Source organism: Streptomyces regalis, from assembly GCF_001509475.1.
Classification (GTDB): domain Bacteria; phylum Actinomycetota; class Actinomycetes; order Streptomycetales; family Streptomycetaceae; genus Streptomyces; species Streptomyces regalis.
On record NZ_LLZG01000354.1, the window covers coordinates 36,831 to 52,132 of the forward strand.

A 15,302-nucleotide genomic window follows, 5' to 3' on the forward strand; every position below is an offset into this window, starting at 1 on the left:
ATTGTCTGCCGATTCCCTTCCCTTGCACGGCAGTTCACGGCTGAATACGAGAGTTGCACGCACCACCACTGCACCACCCACGCCCTGTCACTACACGACACCCTGGGGAGCAGCAGCATGTGCGAGGACAATCAGGCGGGCCACGCGGGTCACGCGGGTTACGCGGGCCTGGGAAGACGCGCACTGTTCGTGACGGGCGCCGCCGCCGCGCTTACGTTGGGAAGCGTGACCTTCGCGAGAGGCGCCGACGCCGACGACACCCGGGACGCGGAGACCCGCACCGTGCGGGGCACCCTGCCGCCCGGGTCCCCCGACTTCGTGTACGTGCCGGTCGAGGTGCCGTCCGGCGTCCGGGAGATCAAGGTCTCCTACACCTACGAGAAACCGTCCGTCCCGGCCGGCACCCCGGGCAACGCCCTCGACATCGGCATCTTCGACTGGCGCGGCACGGAGCTCGGCGGCCGTGGCTTCCGGGGCTGGTCGGGCGGGGCGCGCACGGAGTTCTTCATCCGGGCGGACGACGCGACGCCGGGGTACATCCCGGGCCCGGTGCGGGAGGGCACCTGGCACATCGCCCTCGGCCCCTACACGGTGGCGCCGCAGGGACTGCCGTACGAGCTCACGATCACCCTCACCTACGGCGAGCCCGGCGAGGTGGCCGAACCGGCGTACCCGCCGGACCGGGCGAAGGGCCGGGGGCGGGCCTGGTACCGGGGGGACTGCCACCTGCACTCCTGGTACTCCGACGGCCGCCGCACACCCGCCGAGATCGCGGCTCTCGCCCGTGCCGCGGGCCTGGACTTCATCAACAGCTCGGAGCACAACACGCACTCGGCGCACGCGCACTGGGCGGACGTGGCAGGCGATGACCTCCTGGTGATGCTCGGCGAGGAGGTCACGACCCGCAACGGCCACGTGGTGGCGCTCGGCACCGAGCCCGGCACCTTCGTCGACTGGCGCTACCGGGCCCGCGACAACCGCTTCGGCAAGTTCGCCCGCCAGATCCGCCGCTCCGGCGGCCTCGTCGTCCCCGCGCATCCGCACGCCACCTGCGTCGGCTGCAACTGGAAGTTCGGCTTCGGCGACGCGGACGCGGTCGAGGTCTGGAACGGCCCCTACACCCCCGACGACGAGGTGGCGCTGGCCGACTGGGACAGCATGCTGGTCGCGTCCGCGCGCTCGAACTCCCGCTCCTGGATCCCGGCGATGGGCAACAGCGACGCCCACCGCGACCCGGACCCGGTCGGCTCACCTCAGACGGTGGTCCTGGCCGACGACCTGACGCGGGAGGCGATCCAGGAGGGGATCAGGGCGGGGCGGTCGTACGTGGCCGAGTCCAAGAACGTCTCCCTGGCTTTCACGGTGTCGGGCGGCCGGGGTGAACAGGCGGGCATCGGTGAGCGGTTGGAGGTCGACCGCGACACCCCGGTCACCGTCCGCCTGGAGGCCTCGGGCGCCCCTCGCTGCACGGTCCGCTTCGTCACCGACCAGGGCGTGCTGTTCACGAGCGCGCCGCTGCCGGTGGCGGGGTCCGGGGTCGTGGAGTGGCGTACGACGCCTTCGTACGCGGCCTATGTGCGGGCGGAGTTGCGGCATGAGGCGGCGGTGGGGCCGTTGCCGGGGGCGTTGGCGGCGTTCACGAATCCCATCTTCCTGGGGCGTTCGTAGCGCCTCACCCTCGGCTGAAAATGGTCACACGCTGGTAAAGCAAGAGCAAGATCATCGCAAAGGCTGCGCCACCCAAGGGCCCGACAGAAACGTCAAGTCCCCCCCATTCACGCCCATTCTCCCCGTTTCTCTGATGTTAGTTTCACGTCGGCTTTGACATGACCACCGAAGCCGCACAACAGAAAACAAACGGGAGGAAACATGCGTAAGTTGGCAGCAGGCGCTCTCGCCGCGGGCCTCTTCGCACTGGGGGCCGGCACGGCAGTCGCCGCTTCGTGGCACACCATTCCGACGATGTCGACGTCGGGTGCGCAGTTCAACAGCGGCCAGTACAAGTGGTGGCCCTCGGGCCAGAACCACGGTGCCTTCGAGTGGAAGGGCAACCTCAAGGACACCAACAATGGTGACGGCCACAACGTGTACATGCAGGTGAAGGTCGAGGGCTACGACTGGAGCCGTTACAACGGGAAGCAGAAGCAGAGCGTTCCGCTGGACTACCTCAACTGGGCGCCCTCGCAGCAGTACACCGACGACGCGTACATCCGCGTCTGCCGTGACAAGGGTTCGCTGAACCCCGACAACTGCTCGCCGACCAAGCACTACCAGAGGTAAGCGACAGCACACCGGCACGTCCCGGGCCCAGGTTGACCCCCTGGGCCCGGTCGCTTCTTTGGGGGAAGCCATCAGTACGTCAGAAGTCCTTTCGGCCCAGGGAGTAGACCTCTCCTACGGCACGCAACTGGCTGTCAGCGAAGCCCACCTCTCGATCTCCCGAGGGGAGGTCGCGGCCATCACCGGGCAGAGCGGTTCGGGGAAGTCCTCGCTGCTGTACTGCCTCGCGGGAGTGCTGCCTCCCGCGCGCGGACAGGTGCGGTTCGAAGGGCAGACGCTCGGCGACCTCACCGACGACGAGATCAGCACGCTGCGCCGGGAACGCTTCGGTTTCGTCTTCCAGTACGGCGAACTGCTCCCCGAGCTGACCATCGAGGAGAACACCGCCCTGCCGCTGCGCCTGGCCGGGCAGCGCAAGAAGCCCGCGCTCGCGGCCGCCGGCGAGGTCCTCGCCCGGCTCGGACTCGGCGAACTGCGCGAGCGGCGTCCCTCACAGGTGTCGGGAGGACAGGGCCAGCGCGTCGCCGTCGCACGAGCCCTGGTCCACCGCCCGGCCGTCGTCTTCGCCGACGAGCCGACGGGCTCCCTCGACAGCGCCAACGCGGCCGCCGTACTGAAGGAGTTCCTCGGTCTGGCACGCTCGCAGGGCACCGCCGTCATCCTGGTCACCCATGACCCCGCCGTCGCCGCGCAGGCCGACAGCCACTACACGATGTCCGACGGGGTCCTCACTCCCCGGGGGGCGGCGTGAGGGAGTTCCTGCTCGGTCTGCGCCTGCTCTTCGGCTCCGGCCGCGGCAACCGCATCCGCTTCTTCCTCATGGCCGCCGGCGGTTCCCTCGGGGTGTGCTGCCTCGCCCTGGTCCTCACCATCCCGCAGATCCTCGACGCACACGACGGCCGGGCCGCCGCACGGCAGCCACAGTCCAGTTCCGCACAGCCCGCGGGTTCCACGCTGGTCCTCCAGCGCACCGACCCGTACGGCTCCAAGGCGTTCACCCGGGTGTTCGTCGCCAAGGGGACCAAGGACGCGGACAAGATCCCGCCGGGGCTGAACAGGCTCCCGGACCCGGGCGAGGTGTTCGTCTCCCCCCGCGTGCATGACCTGCTCCGCGACCGGCCCGCGGTCAAGGGACTCCTGCCAGGGCACGAGGAGGGCCTGATCAGCGCGGCAGGACTCGCCCATCCCGACGAGCTGTTCGCCTACGTCGGCACGACACACGGCAAGATCGCCGGCGACGGACGCGCCCTGAAGGGCTGGGGATACAGCTACGCCCCCTTCCCGGCCGTCGAGCCCTCGACCCTCACCTACCTGCGCTTCGCCCTGGGCTCCCTCGTCCTGCTCCCCCTCGGCATCTTCCTCTCCGTCTGCGCCCGGCTCTCCGCCGCCAGCCGCAACCGCCGCCTCGCCTCCCTGCGCCTGCTGGGCCTGAGCACCAGGGGCACCCAGCGGGTCAACGCCGCCGAAACCGTCGTAGCGGCCCTGCTCGGCGCGATTCTCGGCCTCGGCGAGTACTGGGTCCTCAACCAGGTGATGACGCGGACCGGACTGCCGAGCCTGAGGTGGTACCCGGACGACGGCACGCCCTCCGCGACCACCATCGCCGTCTGTCTGATCGGCTGCCCGGTTCTCGCCTGGTTCGTCGGACGGGCAAGCGCCCGCGACGCCGCCGCCAATCCGCTGGCGGTACGCCGCACCGCTGTCTCCAAGCGCCCCGCCAAGTGGGGCGTCCTGCTGCTGGTGACCGGCCTCGGCATCGTCATCGGTTACTGCGCCACCGGCTTCACGGACCATCCCGCCAACAGCATCGGCCCCAACGTGCTGCTGATCCCGGCGGGCATCCTGCTGACGGGCCTGGGGCTGGTGCTGACCCTGCCCCTGATCTCCTACGTCCTCGCCCGCCGACTGGCACGGACCACGCAGTCCCTGACACTGAACCTGGCGATGCGCCGCAACGAGGTCGAACCGGGAAGCACGATGCGGGTCGTCACCGGTCTCGTCCTGCTCGTGTTCGCCGCCTCCCTCGCCCAGGGCGTACTCATCCAGCTGGACCAGGTCTCACGGCCGTCCGCTCCGGTGCAGGACTACTCCATCTCCCGGTCCGACCTCACCGCCGAGCAGCAGCGTCGGCTCGCCGAGGTGCCAGGCGTACGTGCCCACGCCCTGACGATGGACTCCTGGACGGACCTGAACAACCCCAGCTCCGCAGTCCAGCCGCAGGCCACCGCGCTGGTGGCCACCTGCGCCCAGCTGGCGAAGATGGTGCAGCGCGCGGAAGGGTGCGTGGACGGCAAGGTGCTGATGCTCAACAACCCGAACGCGGGTGTGGACCCGGGCATACGGCCGGGAGCCGGCTTCACCTACCGCCTGCGGGAAGGGACTCAGCGCAGGACTCTGCACGTCACCCTCACCTCCGACAGCGTGCTGTACGCGCCGTACGACCCGTCCGTGGCCGGCAGCGCGACCATCCTCGTCCCGCCGTCCGAACTCCCCGCGGGCGCCCGTCCCGAGTCAGGGCAGTACGTCCTCACCAGCGACTCCGATCCCGATCAGGTCCGCCAGGTCCTCGACGGTATCGCCGCGGTCGCACCGATCGCCGAGATCGAGCTGGTCGGCGTGAACATCGAGGGCCTCGAACAGATCGCCGTCCTCGAGACCCTGCTCGCCGTCGGCATGATCATGGGCCTGGTCATCGGGACCGCGGCCTTCGTCGTCTCGGCGACCGACCGGGCGGTGGAGCGGCGCCCGCAGGTCACCGCCGTCACGCTGATCGGCGCACGGGCACGGACGATGCGGGCGGCGCAGTGCGTACAGGTCGTGCTGCCGCTGAGCATCGGCCTCGCCCTGGCGCTCGTGGCCGGCAAGCTCGCCGAGTCCAGCTACCTGATCACCGGAGGCAGCGCGATCTACTGGGACTTCGCCGGCCTCCCGGTGCTCGCGCTCGCGGCACTGGGTGTGGCGGCCGTGTCCGCCATCGGAACACTGCCGCTCGTCGGGCGCCGCATCGACCCGGAGCTGATCCGGCGCGACTGAGTACGACACTCGACCGCCTGCGATTCCCCGGCTCGGCTTGCTCCGCCACACGCAAGCCGAGCCGACTCACGATTCGCCCCGGCAGTCCGCGGCTGGGCTCCCCGGCGCCATGCGGTGGGCTCAGCACACCACCTGTGGATCACGGAAGTAGTAGACGACGGTCACTCCCATCCCCGGAGTGTGCGTGTACACGACCGTGATCGCCTCGGCCGAGTCTCGGGCCAAGGGCGTCGTGTACGTGTACTCCACGGACGGAGGACGCCAACCGGGGATCTCGCGCCCCACCGCCGGATCGCGGCCGATGGCCAGGAGCGCCTTCTGTACGACTTCCCGCTCCCCCTCCGTCAGGTCGCCGAACGCCTTCCTGGCGGGCTCGGCCTCCTCCAACGGGACTTCGTTCACGTGCCGCCGCCTCCAGTGCGGGCATCTTCCAGAGCCGACATGATCTCGGGCGAGTTCCTGATCAGGACCCGGTGCCGGTAAGCCCGGACCACCGCCGCAGCGCCGGCGAAGTCATTGGTCGGCGATGCTCCTATGGCCGCCGCCAGCTCCTCCTCGAACCGCTCCCGGTCGCCCGGGAAGCCGTAGCGGCTGAGCGCACTGCGCAGGTCGTCCACGGTCCGGATCTCCGGGAGGGGCATCGTTCCCCAGCCGCCGTGCTCGGGCTGTGCGCTCATGGTCTGCTCCTGGTGAAAGGGCATCGCTCCACTTCCCAGTATGGCGCCGCCGGGCAGAGCCGGACATCGCGTGCTCACCACGTCACCCTTCCCCCGCACTCGGCCCACAGCAGCTTGCCGCCCTTCGACGCGCCCAGTTCGTCGAACACCGAGGCACCCCATGCCTCGGAACACGCCTGCACGAGGTGCAGTCCGCGACCGCCCTCGGCGTCCAGTGGGGGTGGAGCGCCCGGATGGGAGAAGCCGGGTGGGACGCGCGGGTCCGTGTCCCATACGGCGACTCGGAGGCGGCCGGGGTCGGCCGAGCGGACGCGTAGGGCGTACGGGCCCTTGGTATGGCGGTGCGAGTTGGTGAGCAGCTCCGCCGCCACCAGTTCCGCGGTGGGGGCGAGTTCCTGCATCTCGTGCGCGGCCAGGATCAGTCTGAGGGCGCCCCTCGCGATGCCCGGTGCGCGTGGATCGTGCGGGAGGTGCAGGGTGTAGTTCCAGGACGGGGATACGGTGGTCATCGGAAGTCTCCGGTCACTGAGGGGAGTTGGGATCTTGCCTACGGTGCCTGGTGTCTCTGCCGTGGCGTCCCACGGTGCGCTTCCAGGCGGGGCGCCTGACAAGCAGAGTAGAACCAACGCAAGGAATGTTTTCACCCAACGACAAGATTCCTTTAGAGTTCCACTCGTGTGAGTGATGCACCAACTCGGCTCATTTCAGGGAGTGTTCCGATATGGCAGGCAGAGCTGCCCCGACCGCCCGCCGCATGCGGCTCGGCACCGAGCTGCGCAAGCTGCGCGAGCGCGCTGGGATGACCACCACACAGGCGGCCGGACTGCTGGGCACCAGCTCGGGGCAGTTGAGCAACATCGAAGTGGCCCGGTTCGGGGTGAGCCCGGAACGGGTTCGCGTCATGGCCCGCATGTACTCATGCACAGACCCCGCCCTCGTCGAAGCCCTTGTCGAGATGGCCGGAGAGCGCAGGCGCGGGTGGTGGGAGGAGTACCGCGAGATCCTCCCGCCCAGACTGCTCGACCTTGCCGAGATCGAGCACCATGGCACCCATCTGCATGCCGCGCACGGCATGCATGTGCCCGGACTGCTCCAGACCATCGACTACGCCCGGGCGATTTTCCGTCAGGCCGTCCCCGAACTGTCACCACCGGAGATCGAGCACCGTCTTTCGTTCCGTATCAAGCGACAGGCCGTGCTGTACCAAGCCGACCCGATCCCCTACCGGGCGGTGATCCATGAAGCGGCCCTCCGGATGAGGTTCGGCGGCCCGGACGTGACCCGCACCCAGCTGCAACACCTGCTCAAGGTGAGCGACCACTCCCATGTGACGATCGGCGTGATTCCGTTCCGCGCCGGCTCTTACCCAGGATCCGGCCAGTCGGTGTACTTCGTGAAGGGCCCGGTTCCAGCACTCGACACGGCTCAGTTGGACCAGTCCCACGGCCCGGTCTTCATCGACTCCGAAGCTCAACTGGCGCAGTACCGGCTGCTTCTGGACCGTCTGGAGGCCGTCGCGCTCAGCCCCGTCGAATCGCGAGACCTCATCCACGAGCTCGCTCAGAACCTGTAAAGGACTCCACGATGCTCCCCTTCACCTGGCAGAAGTCGTCTTACTGCGCCCAGGGCGAAGCCTGCGTCCACATATCCGAAACCCCCACCGCCATCCACCTCACCGAAAGCGCCGACCCCACCAAAACCATCCTCAGCACCACCCCCTCCACCTTCGAAGCCCTCCTCAACGCCCTGAAGTCCTCCCGCACATGACCCTCACCACCGGCCCTGCGTCCCACGATCCCGTCCGGGCCTTCCCCGAGTTGGCGCCATACGCCCGCACGACCATACGGCTGCACCCCCGCCGGGGAGCGCCGGGCCCCCGCGACAGCCACATCGGAGGGCCGCTGTGGTGGCCGGCCGACGAGCCGTGGCCGTACTGCGCCGAGCACCCGGACGTGAACGGTCGGCAGCAGGGCCCGTACCCGCTCGTCGCCGTGGCGCAGTTGACGGCCGTGGACTTCCCGGAGATCCGGTTCCCGGAGAGCACCGACCTGGTGCAACTGCTGTGGTGCCCGGAGTGGCACGACCAGCCGCATCCGGAGGGCTGGGGGCAGGCGTGCCGGCTCTTCTGGCGGCGGGCCGGCGATGTCACCGAGCCGCTCGTCGCGCAGCCGGATCCCGACGAGCACTGGGAACGGGACCTGGACATGATCCCGACCGCGTGTGTGCTGTATCCGGAACGGCTCACGGAGTACCCCTGGAGGGACGAGCTCCCGGCCGGTCTCGCCGATCGGTACGAGGCCTGGCTAGAAGAGTGCGGCCTCGTCGACGACGTGTCGACCGTCCCCGGCTACAAGTTGGGCGGCAGCATGCGCTGGGGCGTGACCGACATGCCGGAGACGATGGCGTGCGGTGAGTGCCGGGCGCCGCTGGAGCTGTTCCTGCAGTTCGATACGTACGAGTACGAACTGGACGGCTGCGACGGCCGGGCCCCGGAGCGCTTCCGCCCCCTGGAGGAACGCGCTCTGGAGCCGAAGAGCGAGGAGTGGCGGGCGGCATGCGAGCCGGTGGGCATGACGGTCGGCCGGGGCGGGCATGCGGGGCTGTTCGTCTGCTCGGCGGACCCTCGGCATCCGGCGTCGTTCTTCACGCAGTGACCGCAGTGACGGCAGTGATGGTGCGCTGAGGCCGTCTTGCGAACGTCAGAGCACCGGCCCGTCTCCCAGCTCGGCCACCACCGCCGCATGGTCCGACGGCCACACCCCGTCGACCGGCCCGTCCCCCGCCCGCCGGACGCCCCGCACATGGCCCAGTGCGCCCGTGCCGGGCGGCCCGACGTGGATGTAGTCGATCCGCACGCCCGGTTCCAGGCCGGTCGCGACGTACGGGTTCGCGGGGTCCCAGGTGGCGGAGGGGGTGTCCGGGGCGGCGTGCTGCCAGGCATCGGAGAAGAGCTGGCGGGGCACGGCCGGCGCGGGCCGGCGGCCGCCGAAGAGGCGGATCTCGTCGGAGTCGGGCACGGCGTTGAAGTCGCCGGTGACGACCGTCGGGAGGGGTGTGTCGCCCCGGTTCTCGGCGATGAACCCGGCGAGCGCGGTGACCTGACGGCAGCGTAGGGCCGAGCCGTTCGGAGCGGAGGTGAGGTGGGTGGTGAAGAAGGGGATGTCGTACGCGGGGGCCGCCAGGCTGGCGTAGAGGGCGAGGCGGCCGTCGTCCATGTCGGCGGGGGCGGGCAGGCGCAGCGTCCGCCGGGCGACGACCGGCCAACGGCTCAGTACGGCGTTCCCGATGTCGACCGTGGGGTCCCCGATCCGCCGGCGCCAGCGCTCGGGGGACGGTGAGGGGGCCCAGGCCCAGTGCATGCCGAGTTCGGCGGCGAGCCACTCGGCCTGGTTCTCGCCGTCGGCGGCCCACACCTCCTGGAGGCCGACGATGTCGGGGCGCAGTTCGCGCAGCTCGGTGAGTATCGCCTTCTGCCGGGCCTCCCAGGGCCCGAAGCGCCACCAAAGGTTCCAGGTCACGACCCGCATCCGCAGCCACCCGCTCTCGTCCTGCCGCGTCGGGGACCATTGAAGCAACAGTTCGACCATCGCGCGTGACGCAGTGCCCTCTTCAGCACCACCCAAGAGGATCCTTTTAACAGTCCCTGACCTGCTGACTGAGGAGCCCCACCGACGATGTCCCGCCTCGCCGATCTCCGGTTCCGTGCCGCCACAGCCTTCCAGCGCCGCGTCGGCAACCCGATTCTCCGCCGCCTTCCCTTCCAGACGGTCCTGGAGACCACGGGCCGCGTCTCGGGGCAGCCCCGGCAGACGCCGGTGGGCGGCCGCCGGGTGGGTGACTCCTTCTGGCTGGTCTCGGAGTTCGGTGACAAGTCCCAGTACGTCCGCAACATCAAGGCCGATCCTCGGGTGCGGGTGCGGCTCGGGGGGCGGTGGCACACCGGCACGGCCCACCTGCTGCCGGACGACGACCCGATCGCCCGCCTGCGCGGCCTCCCCCGCCTCAACAGCGCGGGAGTCAGGGCCTTCGGCACGAACCTGCTGACGGTCCGCGTGGACCTCACCGACTGACCTCCGGCGCCCGCACCGTCGGGAAGTGGTCGCAGCCCGGGTGCCGGACCAGCCGGCAGCCGGGGATGCGGGCGGCCATCTCCTCGTTGCAGCGGACCACCTCGGGCTGGTCCTTCTCGCCGAGCAGGAGCGTGCAGGGGAGGTCGAGCTCGCCCAGCCGGTTCAAGGCCGGGGCAGTCAGGTCAGGCCGGCGTCCAGCCGCGGCCGATTCATCGTACGCCGGGACATTGAGGCTGATATGATGGCGGCATGACGGTGAACATGACGATGAGCCTGCCCGATGAGGTGGCCGCCTTCGTGAAGGCGAAGGGCAACGCCTCGGCCTACACGGCTCGCATACTGCGCCGGCAGATGCTCTCCGAGGAACTGGAGCGGTCCGCGCGACTGCGCGCCGAGGCCGGGATCGTGACGACGGTCGGCGAGCCGGACGAGAGCGAGGAGGACACCTTGGAGCGGTGGGGCCGGGTGGCGGGCCGGTGAAGCGCGGGCACATCTACGAGGTGAACTTCGCCGGGGGCCCCGCGCACGTCCTGGTCATCTCGTCCGACGCGCTGAACGGGCAGAACAAGTGCGCCACTTGCGTACTGCTCTACCCCCAGCAACTACGTGAGGCCACGCTTGTCGACATCCCCGTCGCCTCGCCCTCGACCGGCACCATCGTGCTCGGCGAGTTCCGCACACTGTCCGAGCCGCGCTTCACCCAGGACCTGGGGCCCGTGGACGAGCGCGTCATGGAAGCCGTCGAGATGGGCCTCCGTGCCGTGTTCGACCTGTAGCCCCCCGGCTCATCCCGGCCACACGATCGCCTGCACCTCGCTGTACGCGTGCAGCGCGTACGACCCGACGTCCCGGCCCACCCCACTCATCTTGAACCCCCCGAACGGCGCCTCCATGTTTCGCCCGACCGTGTTGATCCCGACCCCGCCCGCCCGCAGCCGCCGTGCGACCCGGAAGGCGCGGGCCACGTCGCCGGACCAGACGTAGTCGATGAGCCCGTAGTCGGTGTCGTTGGCGAGGGCGATGCCCTCTTCCTCCTCGTCGAAGGGGATCACGCAGACGACCGGTCCGAAGATCTCCTCGCGGGCGACGCGCATGTCGTTGGCGCAGTCCGCGAGGAGGGTGGGGGCGACGTAGAAGCCCTTCTCGTACGGCGGCCGTTCACCACCCGCCACCACCACCGCGCCTTCCTTGCGGCCCGTCTCCACGTACGACTCCACCCGGTCCCGGTGCTCCGCCGAGATCACCGGCCCGACGACCGTGGACGCCTCGCGCGGATCCCCGACCTTCAACCGACCGGCATACACGGCCAGTTGCTCGACCAGCCGGTCGTACACGCCCCGCTGGGCCAGCACCCGCGTCGGCGCCGTGCAGATCTGCCCGCTGTAGAAGGAGAACGTCGTCCCGATCCCGGCCACCGCCGACCCGAGGTCCGCGTCGTCGAAGACGACCGCCGCGCCCTTCCCGCCGAGCTCCATCAACTGGCGTTTCATGTCCCGCCCGCACGCCTCGGCGATGCGCTGCCCGACCGCCGTGGAGCCGGTGAAGCTCACCATGTCGACGTCCGGGGACGAGACGGCCGCCTCGCCGACCTCCACCGCCCGCCCGGAGACGACGTTCACGACACCCGCCGGCGCCCCGGCCGCCTCCAGCGCCTCCGCCATCCGGTAGACGGACAGCGGATCCTGCGGCGCCGGTTTCACGACGACCGTGTTGCCCATGGCCAGCGCGGGGGCGATCTTGCCGGCCGGGTTGGCCCACGGGTTGTTGTAGGAGGTGATGCAGGTGACGACCCCGACGGGCTGCCGTACGGCAAGGGCCCCCATCACCCCCGCCTTGCCCATCGGCCCGGCCTCGTTGATCTGCGGCGGGATCGCCCACTCGGCGTCCTCCACGCGCGCGTACCGCCGGAAACGGGCCGCCCCGACACCCACCTGCATGCCCCGGGCCGTCCCCGTGGTCGCGCCGGTCTCGGCCTGGGCGAGTGCGGCGTATGGCGCGAAACGCTCGCCGATGATCTCCGCCGTACGCGCGAGCACCGCCGCCCGCTCCTGAGGCGTCGTACGCGACCACGGCCCGAAGGCCTCGCGGGCCGCGGCACAGGCCGCGTGCACCTGATCCCGCGAGGCTTCCGGTGCCCAGCCGACGGTCTCCTCGGTCGCCGGGTCGACGACCTCGTAGTGACCGCCGTCCGGCTCCACCCAGGCGCCACCGACGAACAGACGCTGCCCCTCAGCAGTCACCTGAGCAGTCACCTTGTCGCCACCGTCCGCGTGTCCCGCCCGGAGCGCAGCACCTTGCCCGGCACCGCCCCGCTCACCTCGTCGTCCCGGATAGCCTCGACCCCGTTGACCCACACGGCCCGCACACCGATCGCCTTGGAGTCCAGCCGCGGACTGTCACCCGGCAGGTCGTACACCAGGGTCGCCGTACCGGCGTCGATCCGCTCCGGGTCGAAGAGCACCAGGTCGGCATGGAAGCCCTCCTCCACCCGGCCCCGCTCACGCAGCCCGAACAGCCGCGCCGGATCATCGGTGAGCATCTTCACCGCCTGCTCGAGGCCGACCAGCTTCCGCCCGCGCAGACAGTCCCCGATGAACCGCGTCGTGTACGGCGCCCCGCACATCCGGTCCAGATGCGCCCCGGCATCGGATCCACCGAGCATCACGTCCTCGTGCTGCCAGGTCTCGGCGCGCAGGGACCAGGACGCGGGGTCGTTGTCGGTGGGCATGGGCCACAGGACCGTCCGCAGATCGTCGGCGGCGCAGATCTCGACCAGGCACTGGAAGGGTTCCTGACCGCGTTCGCGCGCGATGTCCTCTACGATCCGGCCGGTCAGCCCGGCGTTCGCCTCGCTGTACGTGTCGCCGATGACATACCGCGCGAAGTTCGTCAGCCGCCGGAAGACACCCGCCTCCTTGGAGGTGGCGTGCCGGAGCAACTCGGCCTGCACGTCCGGCTCGCGCAGCCTGGCGATCCGCTCGGGCACGGGCAGCCCGAGGACCGGCCCCCACCCGGGGATGAGGTTCAGGGCGCAGAAGGTGCCCAGGGACATGTTCATCGGCGTGAGGATCGGCATGGTGAGGGCCACCACCCGGCCGCCCGCCTTCCGGGCCTGTTCGCTCGCGAGGAGTTGCCGCGGCACCCGCTCCGGAACGGCCGAGTCGATGGTCAGGACGTTCCAGTTGAGCGGCCGTCCGGCGGAGGCGCTCATCTCCACGAACAGTTCGATCTCGGCGTCGCTGAACTGGTCCAGGCACCCCGCGACGATCGCCTCGATCTGGGTCCCCTCGTGCTCGCCGACCGCCCGCGACATCGCCAGCAGCTCGTCCGGCCCGGCATGCCGGGAGGCCACCGGCCTGCCGTCCCCGTCGGAGTGGCTCGACGACTGGGTGGTGGAGAACCCCCAGGCACCGGCGTCCATGGCGTCGTGCAACAGCCGTACGATCTCGCTCAGTTGCTCCGCACTCGGCTGCCCGCCCACCGCATCCGGCCCCATCACATGCCGCCGCAACGCACAATGCCCCACCATGAACCCCGCATTGACGGCGATCCGCCCCTCAAGGGCATCCAGGTACTCCCCGAACGTCCGCCAACTCCAGGGCGCCCCCTCCTCCAACGCGACCAGCGACATCCCCTCGACCTTGGACATCATGCGGCGCGTGTAGTCGGCGTCGTCCGGACGGGCGGGATTGAGCGGCGCGAGCGTGAACCCACAGTTCCCTGCGGCGACGGTGGTGACGCCGTGGTTGAGGGAGGGGGTGGCGTACGGGTCCCAGAAGAGCTGGGCGTCGTAGTGGGTGTGGGGGTCGACGAATCCGGGGGCGAGGACGAGTCCGTGCGCGTCCTCGGTGGTACGGGCCTCTTCGGTGACGATGCCGATGACGGCGATACGACCGTCGCGTATGCCGACATCGGCGGTGTAGGCGGGCGCGCCGGTCCCGTCGACGACGGTCGCGCCCTTGATCAGGTGGTCGAGCATGACGTCGTTGCCTCCTCAACTCCGGTGCGGACTACGCCCTTCAGGGGGCGCGGGGCTGTGTCGATTTGCGGCTCCGCCGCGTGGGCGCGACCAGCCCCCACGAACCCGCACCCGCCAACGGCGATCAGACACCCCTCCGGAACCGCGTAGTCCGATGAACCGGATCCGTATCGATCTTCGGAATCACGTGCTCCCCGATGAGACGGATGGTCTGCAGCGTCTCCTCCTTGGGCACCCCGACCGGCAACCCGAAGCTCAACTGATCCGCCCCCGCCTGCTCCCACCGCTTGCACTGCCGGAACACCTCATCCGGATCCCCGCAGATCAACAGCTCCTCCTCGATGAGAAGCTCCACGAACTCGGCCGTGTACTCCGGCAACGTCTCCGGCCACACCGGAAACCCCTCGGGACGGGGAAACGTGTCGTGGTACCGGAACACCAGCGACGGCAGGTAGTGCAGCTCACCCCGCACCGCGATCTCGATCGCCTCGGCGTGCGTGGGCGCACAGATCGCCGTCGTCGTCACCATCACGTTGTCGTTGACGAAGTCACCGATGGGCTCGGCGTTCACCACCGCCGTCTTGTACTGCTCCAGCACCCACTCCATGTCGGCGACCTTCTGCACACTGAAGCCCAGCACCCCGAGCCCCTTCTTCGCGGCCATGGCGTACGAGGGCGGCGACCCGGCGGCGTACCACATGGCGGGGTGGGACTTCCCGTACGGCTTCGGCAGAACCTTCCGCGGCGGGAGCTGCCAGTGCTTGCCCTGGAAGCCGGCGTACTCGTCCTGAAGCCACATCTTCGGGAACTCGGCGATGGTCTCTTCCCAGATCTCCTTGGTGTGGTTCATGTCGGTGATCCCCGGCAGGAACCCGAGGATCTCGTGCGACCCCGCGCCCCGGCCCGACCCGAACTCGAAGCGGTTCTCGGTGAGATGGTCGAGCATGGCTACCTTCTCGGCGACCTTCACGGGGTGGTTCACCTGGGCGAGGGGATTGAAGATCCCGGAACCCAGATGGATCCGTTCCGTCGCGTGCGCGAGGTACCCGAGGAAGACGTCGTTGGCGGAGAGGTGCGAGTACTCCTCCAGGAAGTGGTGCTCGGACGCCCAGGCGTACTTGAAGCCGGACCGGTCCGCCTGGATGACGTACTCGGTCTCCTCCATCAGTGCCTTGTGCTCGGCGAGCGGGTCGGTCTCGGCGCGCTTGCCCACGTATCCCTGTACAAAGAGCCCGAATTCCAAGGAGGTTCACCGTCCCCAGT

The 15,302-nt window shown here is 69.7% G+C and carries 18 protein-coding genes; 10 read left to right on the forward strand and 8 right to left on the reverse strand.

Features of this window, described 5'->3' with window-relative positions; translation table 11 throughout:
* The first annotated feature begins 117 nt into the window (after nt 1–117).
* The 4 genes from ADL12_RS30040 to ADL12_RS30055 all read left to right on the forward strand — a co-directional run bounded on the left by ADL12_RS30040 (nt 118) and on the right by ADL12_RS30055 (nt 5,313).
* Nucleotides 118–1,668, forward strand: a complete 1,551-nt coding sequence (locus tag ADL12_RS30040) for a CehA/McbA family metallohydrolase (RefSeq protein ID WP_062707245.1) — start codon at nt 118–120, stop codon at nt 1,666–1,668.
* 201 nt (nt 1,669–1,869) lie between these two features.
* On the forward strand, nt 1,870–2,280 hold the full coding sequence (locus ADL12_RS56930) for a hypothetical protein (protein WP_062707246.1): 411 nt from the start codon (nt 1,870–1,872) through the stop codon (nt 2,278–2,280).
* Between the two features lie 58 nt (nt 2,281–2,338).
* Nucleotides 2,339–3,031, forward strand: coding sequence for an ABC transporter ATP-binding protein (locus tag ADL12_RS30050; protein ID WP_244188109.1), 693 nt, complete (start codon nt 2,339–2,341; stop codon nt 3,029–3,031).
* Nucleotides 3,028–5,313, forward strand: a complete 2,286-nt coding sequence (locus ADL12_RS30055; protein WP_062707248.1) for an FtsX-like permease family protein — start codon at nt 3,028–3,030, stop codon at nt 5,311–5,313. Before ADL12_RS30050 ends, ADL12_RS30055 begins: the two co-directional genes overlap by 4 nt.
* Nucleotides 5,314–5,433: 120 nt before the next feature.
* On the opposite strand, the gene ADL12_RS30060 is transcribed toward ADL12_RS30055, so the two are convergent.
* From ADL12_RS30060 to ADL12_RS30070, 3 genes are all read right to left on the reverse strand, one after another.
* Nucleotides 5,434–5,715 (reverse strand): hypothetical protein, encoded by a 282-nt coding sequence (locus ADL12_RS30060; protein WP_062707249.1) that lies wholly within the window; start codon nt 5,713–5,715, stop codon nt 5,434–5,436.
* Nucleotides 5,712–5,990, reverse strand: coding sequence for a hypothetical protein (locus tag ADL12_RS30065; RefSeq protein ID WP_159053331.1), 279 nt, complete (start codon nt 5,988–5,990; stop codon nt 5,712–5,714). Before ADL12_RS30065 ends, ADL12_RS30060 begins: the two co-directional genes overlap by 4 nt.
* 74 nt (nt 5,991–6,064) lie before the next feature.
* Nucleotides 6,065–6,499, reverse strand: coding sequence for an ATP-binding protein (locus ADL12_RS30070; protein WP_062707252.1), 435 nt, complete (start codon nt 6,497–6,499; stop codon nt 6,065–6,067).
* 212 nt (nt 6,500–6,711) lie between these two features.
* On the opposite strand from ADL12_RS30070, the gene ADL12_RS30075 reads away from it, so the two are divergent.
* Genes ADL12_RS30075 through ADL12_RS30080 form a run of 3 tightly spaced genes read left to right on the forward strand, consistent with a single transcriptional unit; the run spans nt 6,712 to nt 8,644 of the window.
* Complete coding sequence (locus ADL12_RS30075) at nt 6,712–7,563, forward strand: helix-turn-helix domain-containing protein (protein ID WP_062707254.1); 852 nt, start codon at nt 6,712–6,714, stop codon at nt 7,561–7,563.
* 11 nt (nt 7,564–7,574) lie between these two features.
* A complete protein-coding gene (locus tag ADL12_RS51145; RefSeq protein WP_079052354.1) occupies nt 7,575–7,757 on the forward strand; it encodes a DUF397 domain-containing protein in 183 nt (60 codons plus the stop codon).
* Nucleotides 7,754–8,644 carry a hypothetical protein gene (locus ADL12_RS30080; protein WP_062707256.1) on the forward strand — a complete coding sequence of 297 codons (891 nt, stop codon included), beginning with the start codon at nt 7,754–7,756 and terminating at the stop codon, nt 8,642–8,644. The genes ADL12_RS51145 and ADL12_RS30080 overlap by 4 nt, the downstream gene beginning before the upstream one ends.
* Nucleotides 8,645–8,689: 45 nt before the next feature.
* On the opposite strand, the gene ADL12_RS30085 is transcribed toward ADL12_RS30080, so the two are convergent.
* Entirely contained in the window at nt 8,690–9,517 is an 828-nt protein-coding gene (locus ADL12_RS30085; RefSeq protein WP_062707357.1) for an endonuclease/exonuclease/phosphatase family protein, read from the reverse strand.
* 147 nt (nt 9,518–9,664) lie between these two features.
* Here ADL12_RS30085 and ADL12_RS30090 point away from each other — a divergent pair, with 147 nt between their 5' ends.
* Entirely contained in the window at nt 9,665–10,060 is a 396-nt protein-coding gene (locus ADL12_RS30090) for a nitroreductase family deazaflavin-dependent oxidoreductase (RefSeq protein WP_062707263.1), read from the forward strand.
* Here the strand turns inward: ADL12_RS30090 and ADL12_RS30095 are convergent.
* Nucleotides 10,050–10,226 (reverse strand): alpha/beta fold hydrolase, encoded by a 177-nt coding sequence (locus ADL12_RS30095; RefSeq protein WP_244188110.1) that lies wholly within the window; start codon nt 10,224–10,226, stop codon nt 10,050–10,052. The two genes, ADL12_RS30090 and ADL12_RS30095, sit on opposite strands and share 11 nt — an antisense overlap.
* 83 nt (nt 10,227–10,309) lie before the next feature.
* Between ADL12_RS30095 and ADL12_RS55110 the strand changes: the two genes are divergently transcribed.
* Both ADL12_RS55110 and ADL12_RS30100 read left to right on the forward strand, forming a co-directional pair.
* Nucleotides 10,310–10,540, forward strand: a complete 231-nt coding sequence (locus ADL12_RS55110; RefSeq protein ID WP_079052355.1) for a hypothetical protein — start codon at nt 10,310–10,312, stop codon at nt 10,538–10,540.
* A complete protein-coding gene (locus ADL12_RS30100; protein WP_159053332.1) occupies nt 10,537–10,836 on the forward strand; it encodes a type II toxin-antitoxin system PemK/MazF family toxin in 300 nt (99 codons plus the stop codon). The genes ADL12_RS55110 and ADL12_RS30100 overlap by 4 nt, the downstream gene beginning before the upstream one ends.
* 9 nt (nt 10,837–10,845) lie before the next feature.
* Here the strand turns inward: ADL12_RS30100 and ADL12_RS30105 are convergent, their stop codons facing one another.
* The 3 genes from ADL12_RS30105 to ADL12_RS30115 all read right to left on the reverse strand — a co-directional run bounded on the left by ADL12_RS30105 (nt 10,846) and on the right by ADL12_RS30115 (nt 15,282).
* Nucleotides 10,846–12,300, reverse strand: a complete 1,455-nt coding sequence (locus ADL12_RS30105) for an aldehyde dehydrogenase family protein (protein WP_244188111.1) — start codon at nt 12,298–12,300, stop codon at nt 10,846–10,848.
* 8 nt (nt 12,301–12,308) lie between these two features.
* The gene (locus ADL12_RS30110; RefSeq protein WP_062707272.1) at nt 12,309–14,039 is read right to left on the reverse strand and encodes an N-acyl-D-amino-acid deacylase family protein; all 1,731 of its coding nucleotides are present in this window, start codon (nt 14,037–14,039) and stop codon (nt 12,309–12,311) included.
* Nucleotides 14,040–14,163: 124 nt separating this feature from the next.
* Nucleotides 14,164–15,282, reverse strand: a complete 1,119-nt coding sequence (locus tag ADL12_RS30115) for an LLM class flavin-dependent oxidoreductase (RefSeq protein WP_079052357.1) — start codon at nt 15,280–15,282, stop codon at nt 14,164–14,166.
* Nucleotides 15,283–15,302 lie beyond the last annotated feature (20 nt).

Coding starts and splice junctions, on each gene's coding strand:
- ADL12_RS30040 (WP_062707245.1), top strand. CDS start 118: ATGTGCGAGGACAATCAGGCGGGCCACGCGGGTCACGCGGGTTACGCG.
- ADL12_RS56930 (WP_062707246.1), top strand. CDS start 1,870: ATGCGTAAGTTGGCAGCAGGCGCTCTCGCCGCGGGCCTCTTCGCACTG.
- ADL12_RS30065 (WP_159053331.1), bottom strand. CDS start 5,990: ATGAGCGCACAGCCCGAGCACGGCGGCTGGGGAACGATGCCCCTCCCG.
- ADL12_RS30070 (WP_062707252.1), bottom strand. CDS start 6,499: ATGACCACCGTATCCCCGTCCTGGAACTACACCCTGCACCTCCCGCAC.
- ADL12_RS30075 (WP_062707254.1), top strand. CDS start 6,712: ATGGCAGGCAGAGCTGCCCCGACCGCCCGCCGCATGCGGCTCGGCACC.
- ADL12_RS51145 (WP_079052354.1), top strand. CDS start 7,575: ATGCTCCCCTTCACCTGGCAGAAGTCGTCTTACTGCGCCCAGGGCGAA.
- ADL12_RS30080 (WP_062707256.1), top strand. CDS start 7,754: ATGACCCTCACCACCGGCCCTGCGTCCCACGATCCCGTCCGGGCCTTC.
- ADL12_RS30085 (WP_062707357.1), bottom strand. CDS start 9,517: ATGCGGGTCGTGACCTGGAACCTTTGGTGGCGCTTCGGGCCCTGGGAG.
- ADL12_RS30090 (WP_062707263.1), top strand. CDS start 9,665: ATGTCCCGCCTCGCCGATCTCCGGTTCCGTGCCGCCACAGCCTTCCAG.
- ADL12_RS55110 (WP_079052355.1), top strand. CDS start 10,310: ATGACGGTGAACATGACGATGAGCCTGCCCGATGAGGTGGCCGCCTTC.
- ADL12_RS30110 (WP_062707272.1), bottom strand. CDS start 14,039: ATGCTCGACCACCTGATCAAGGGCGCGACCGTCGTCGACGGGACCGGC.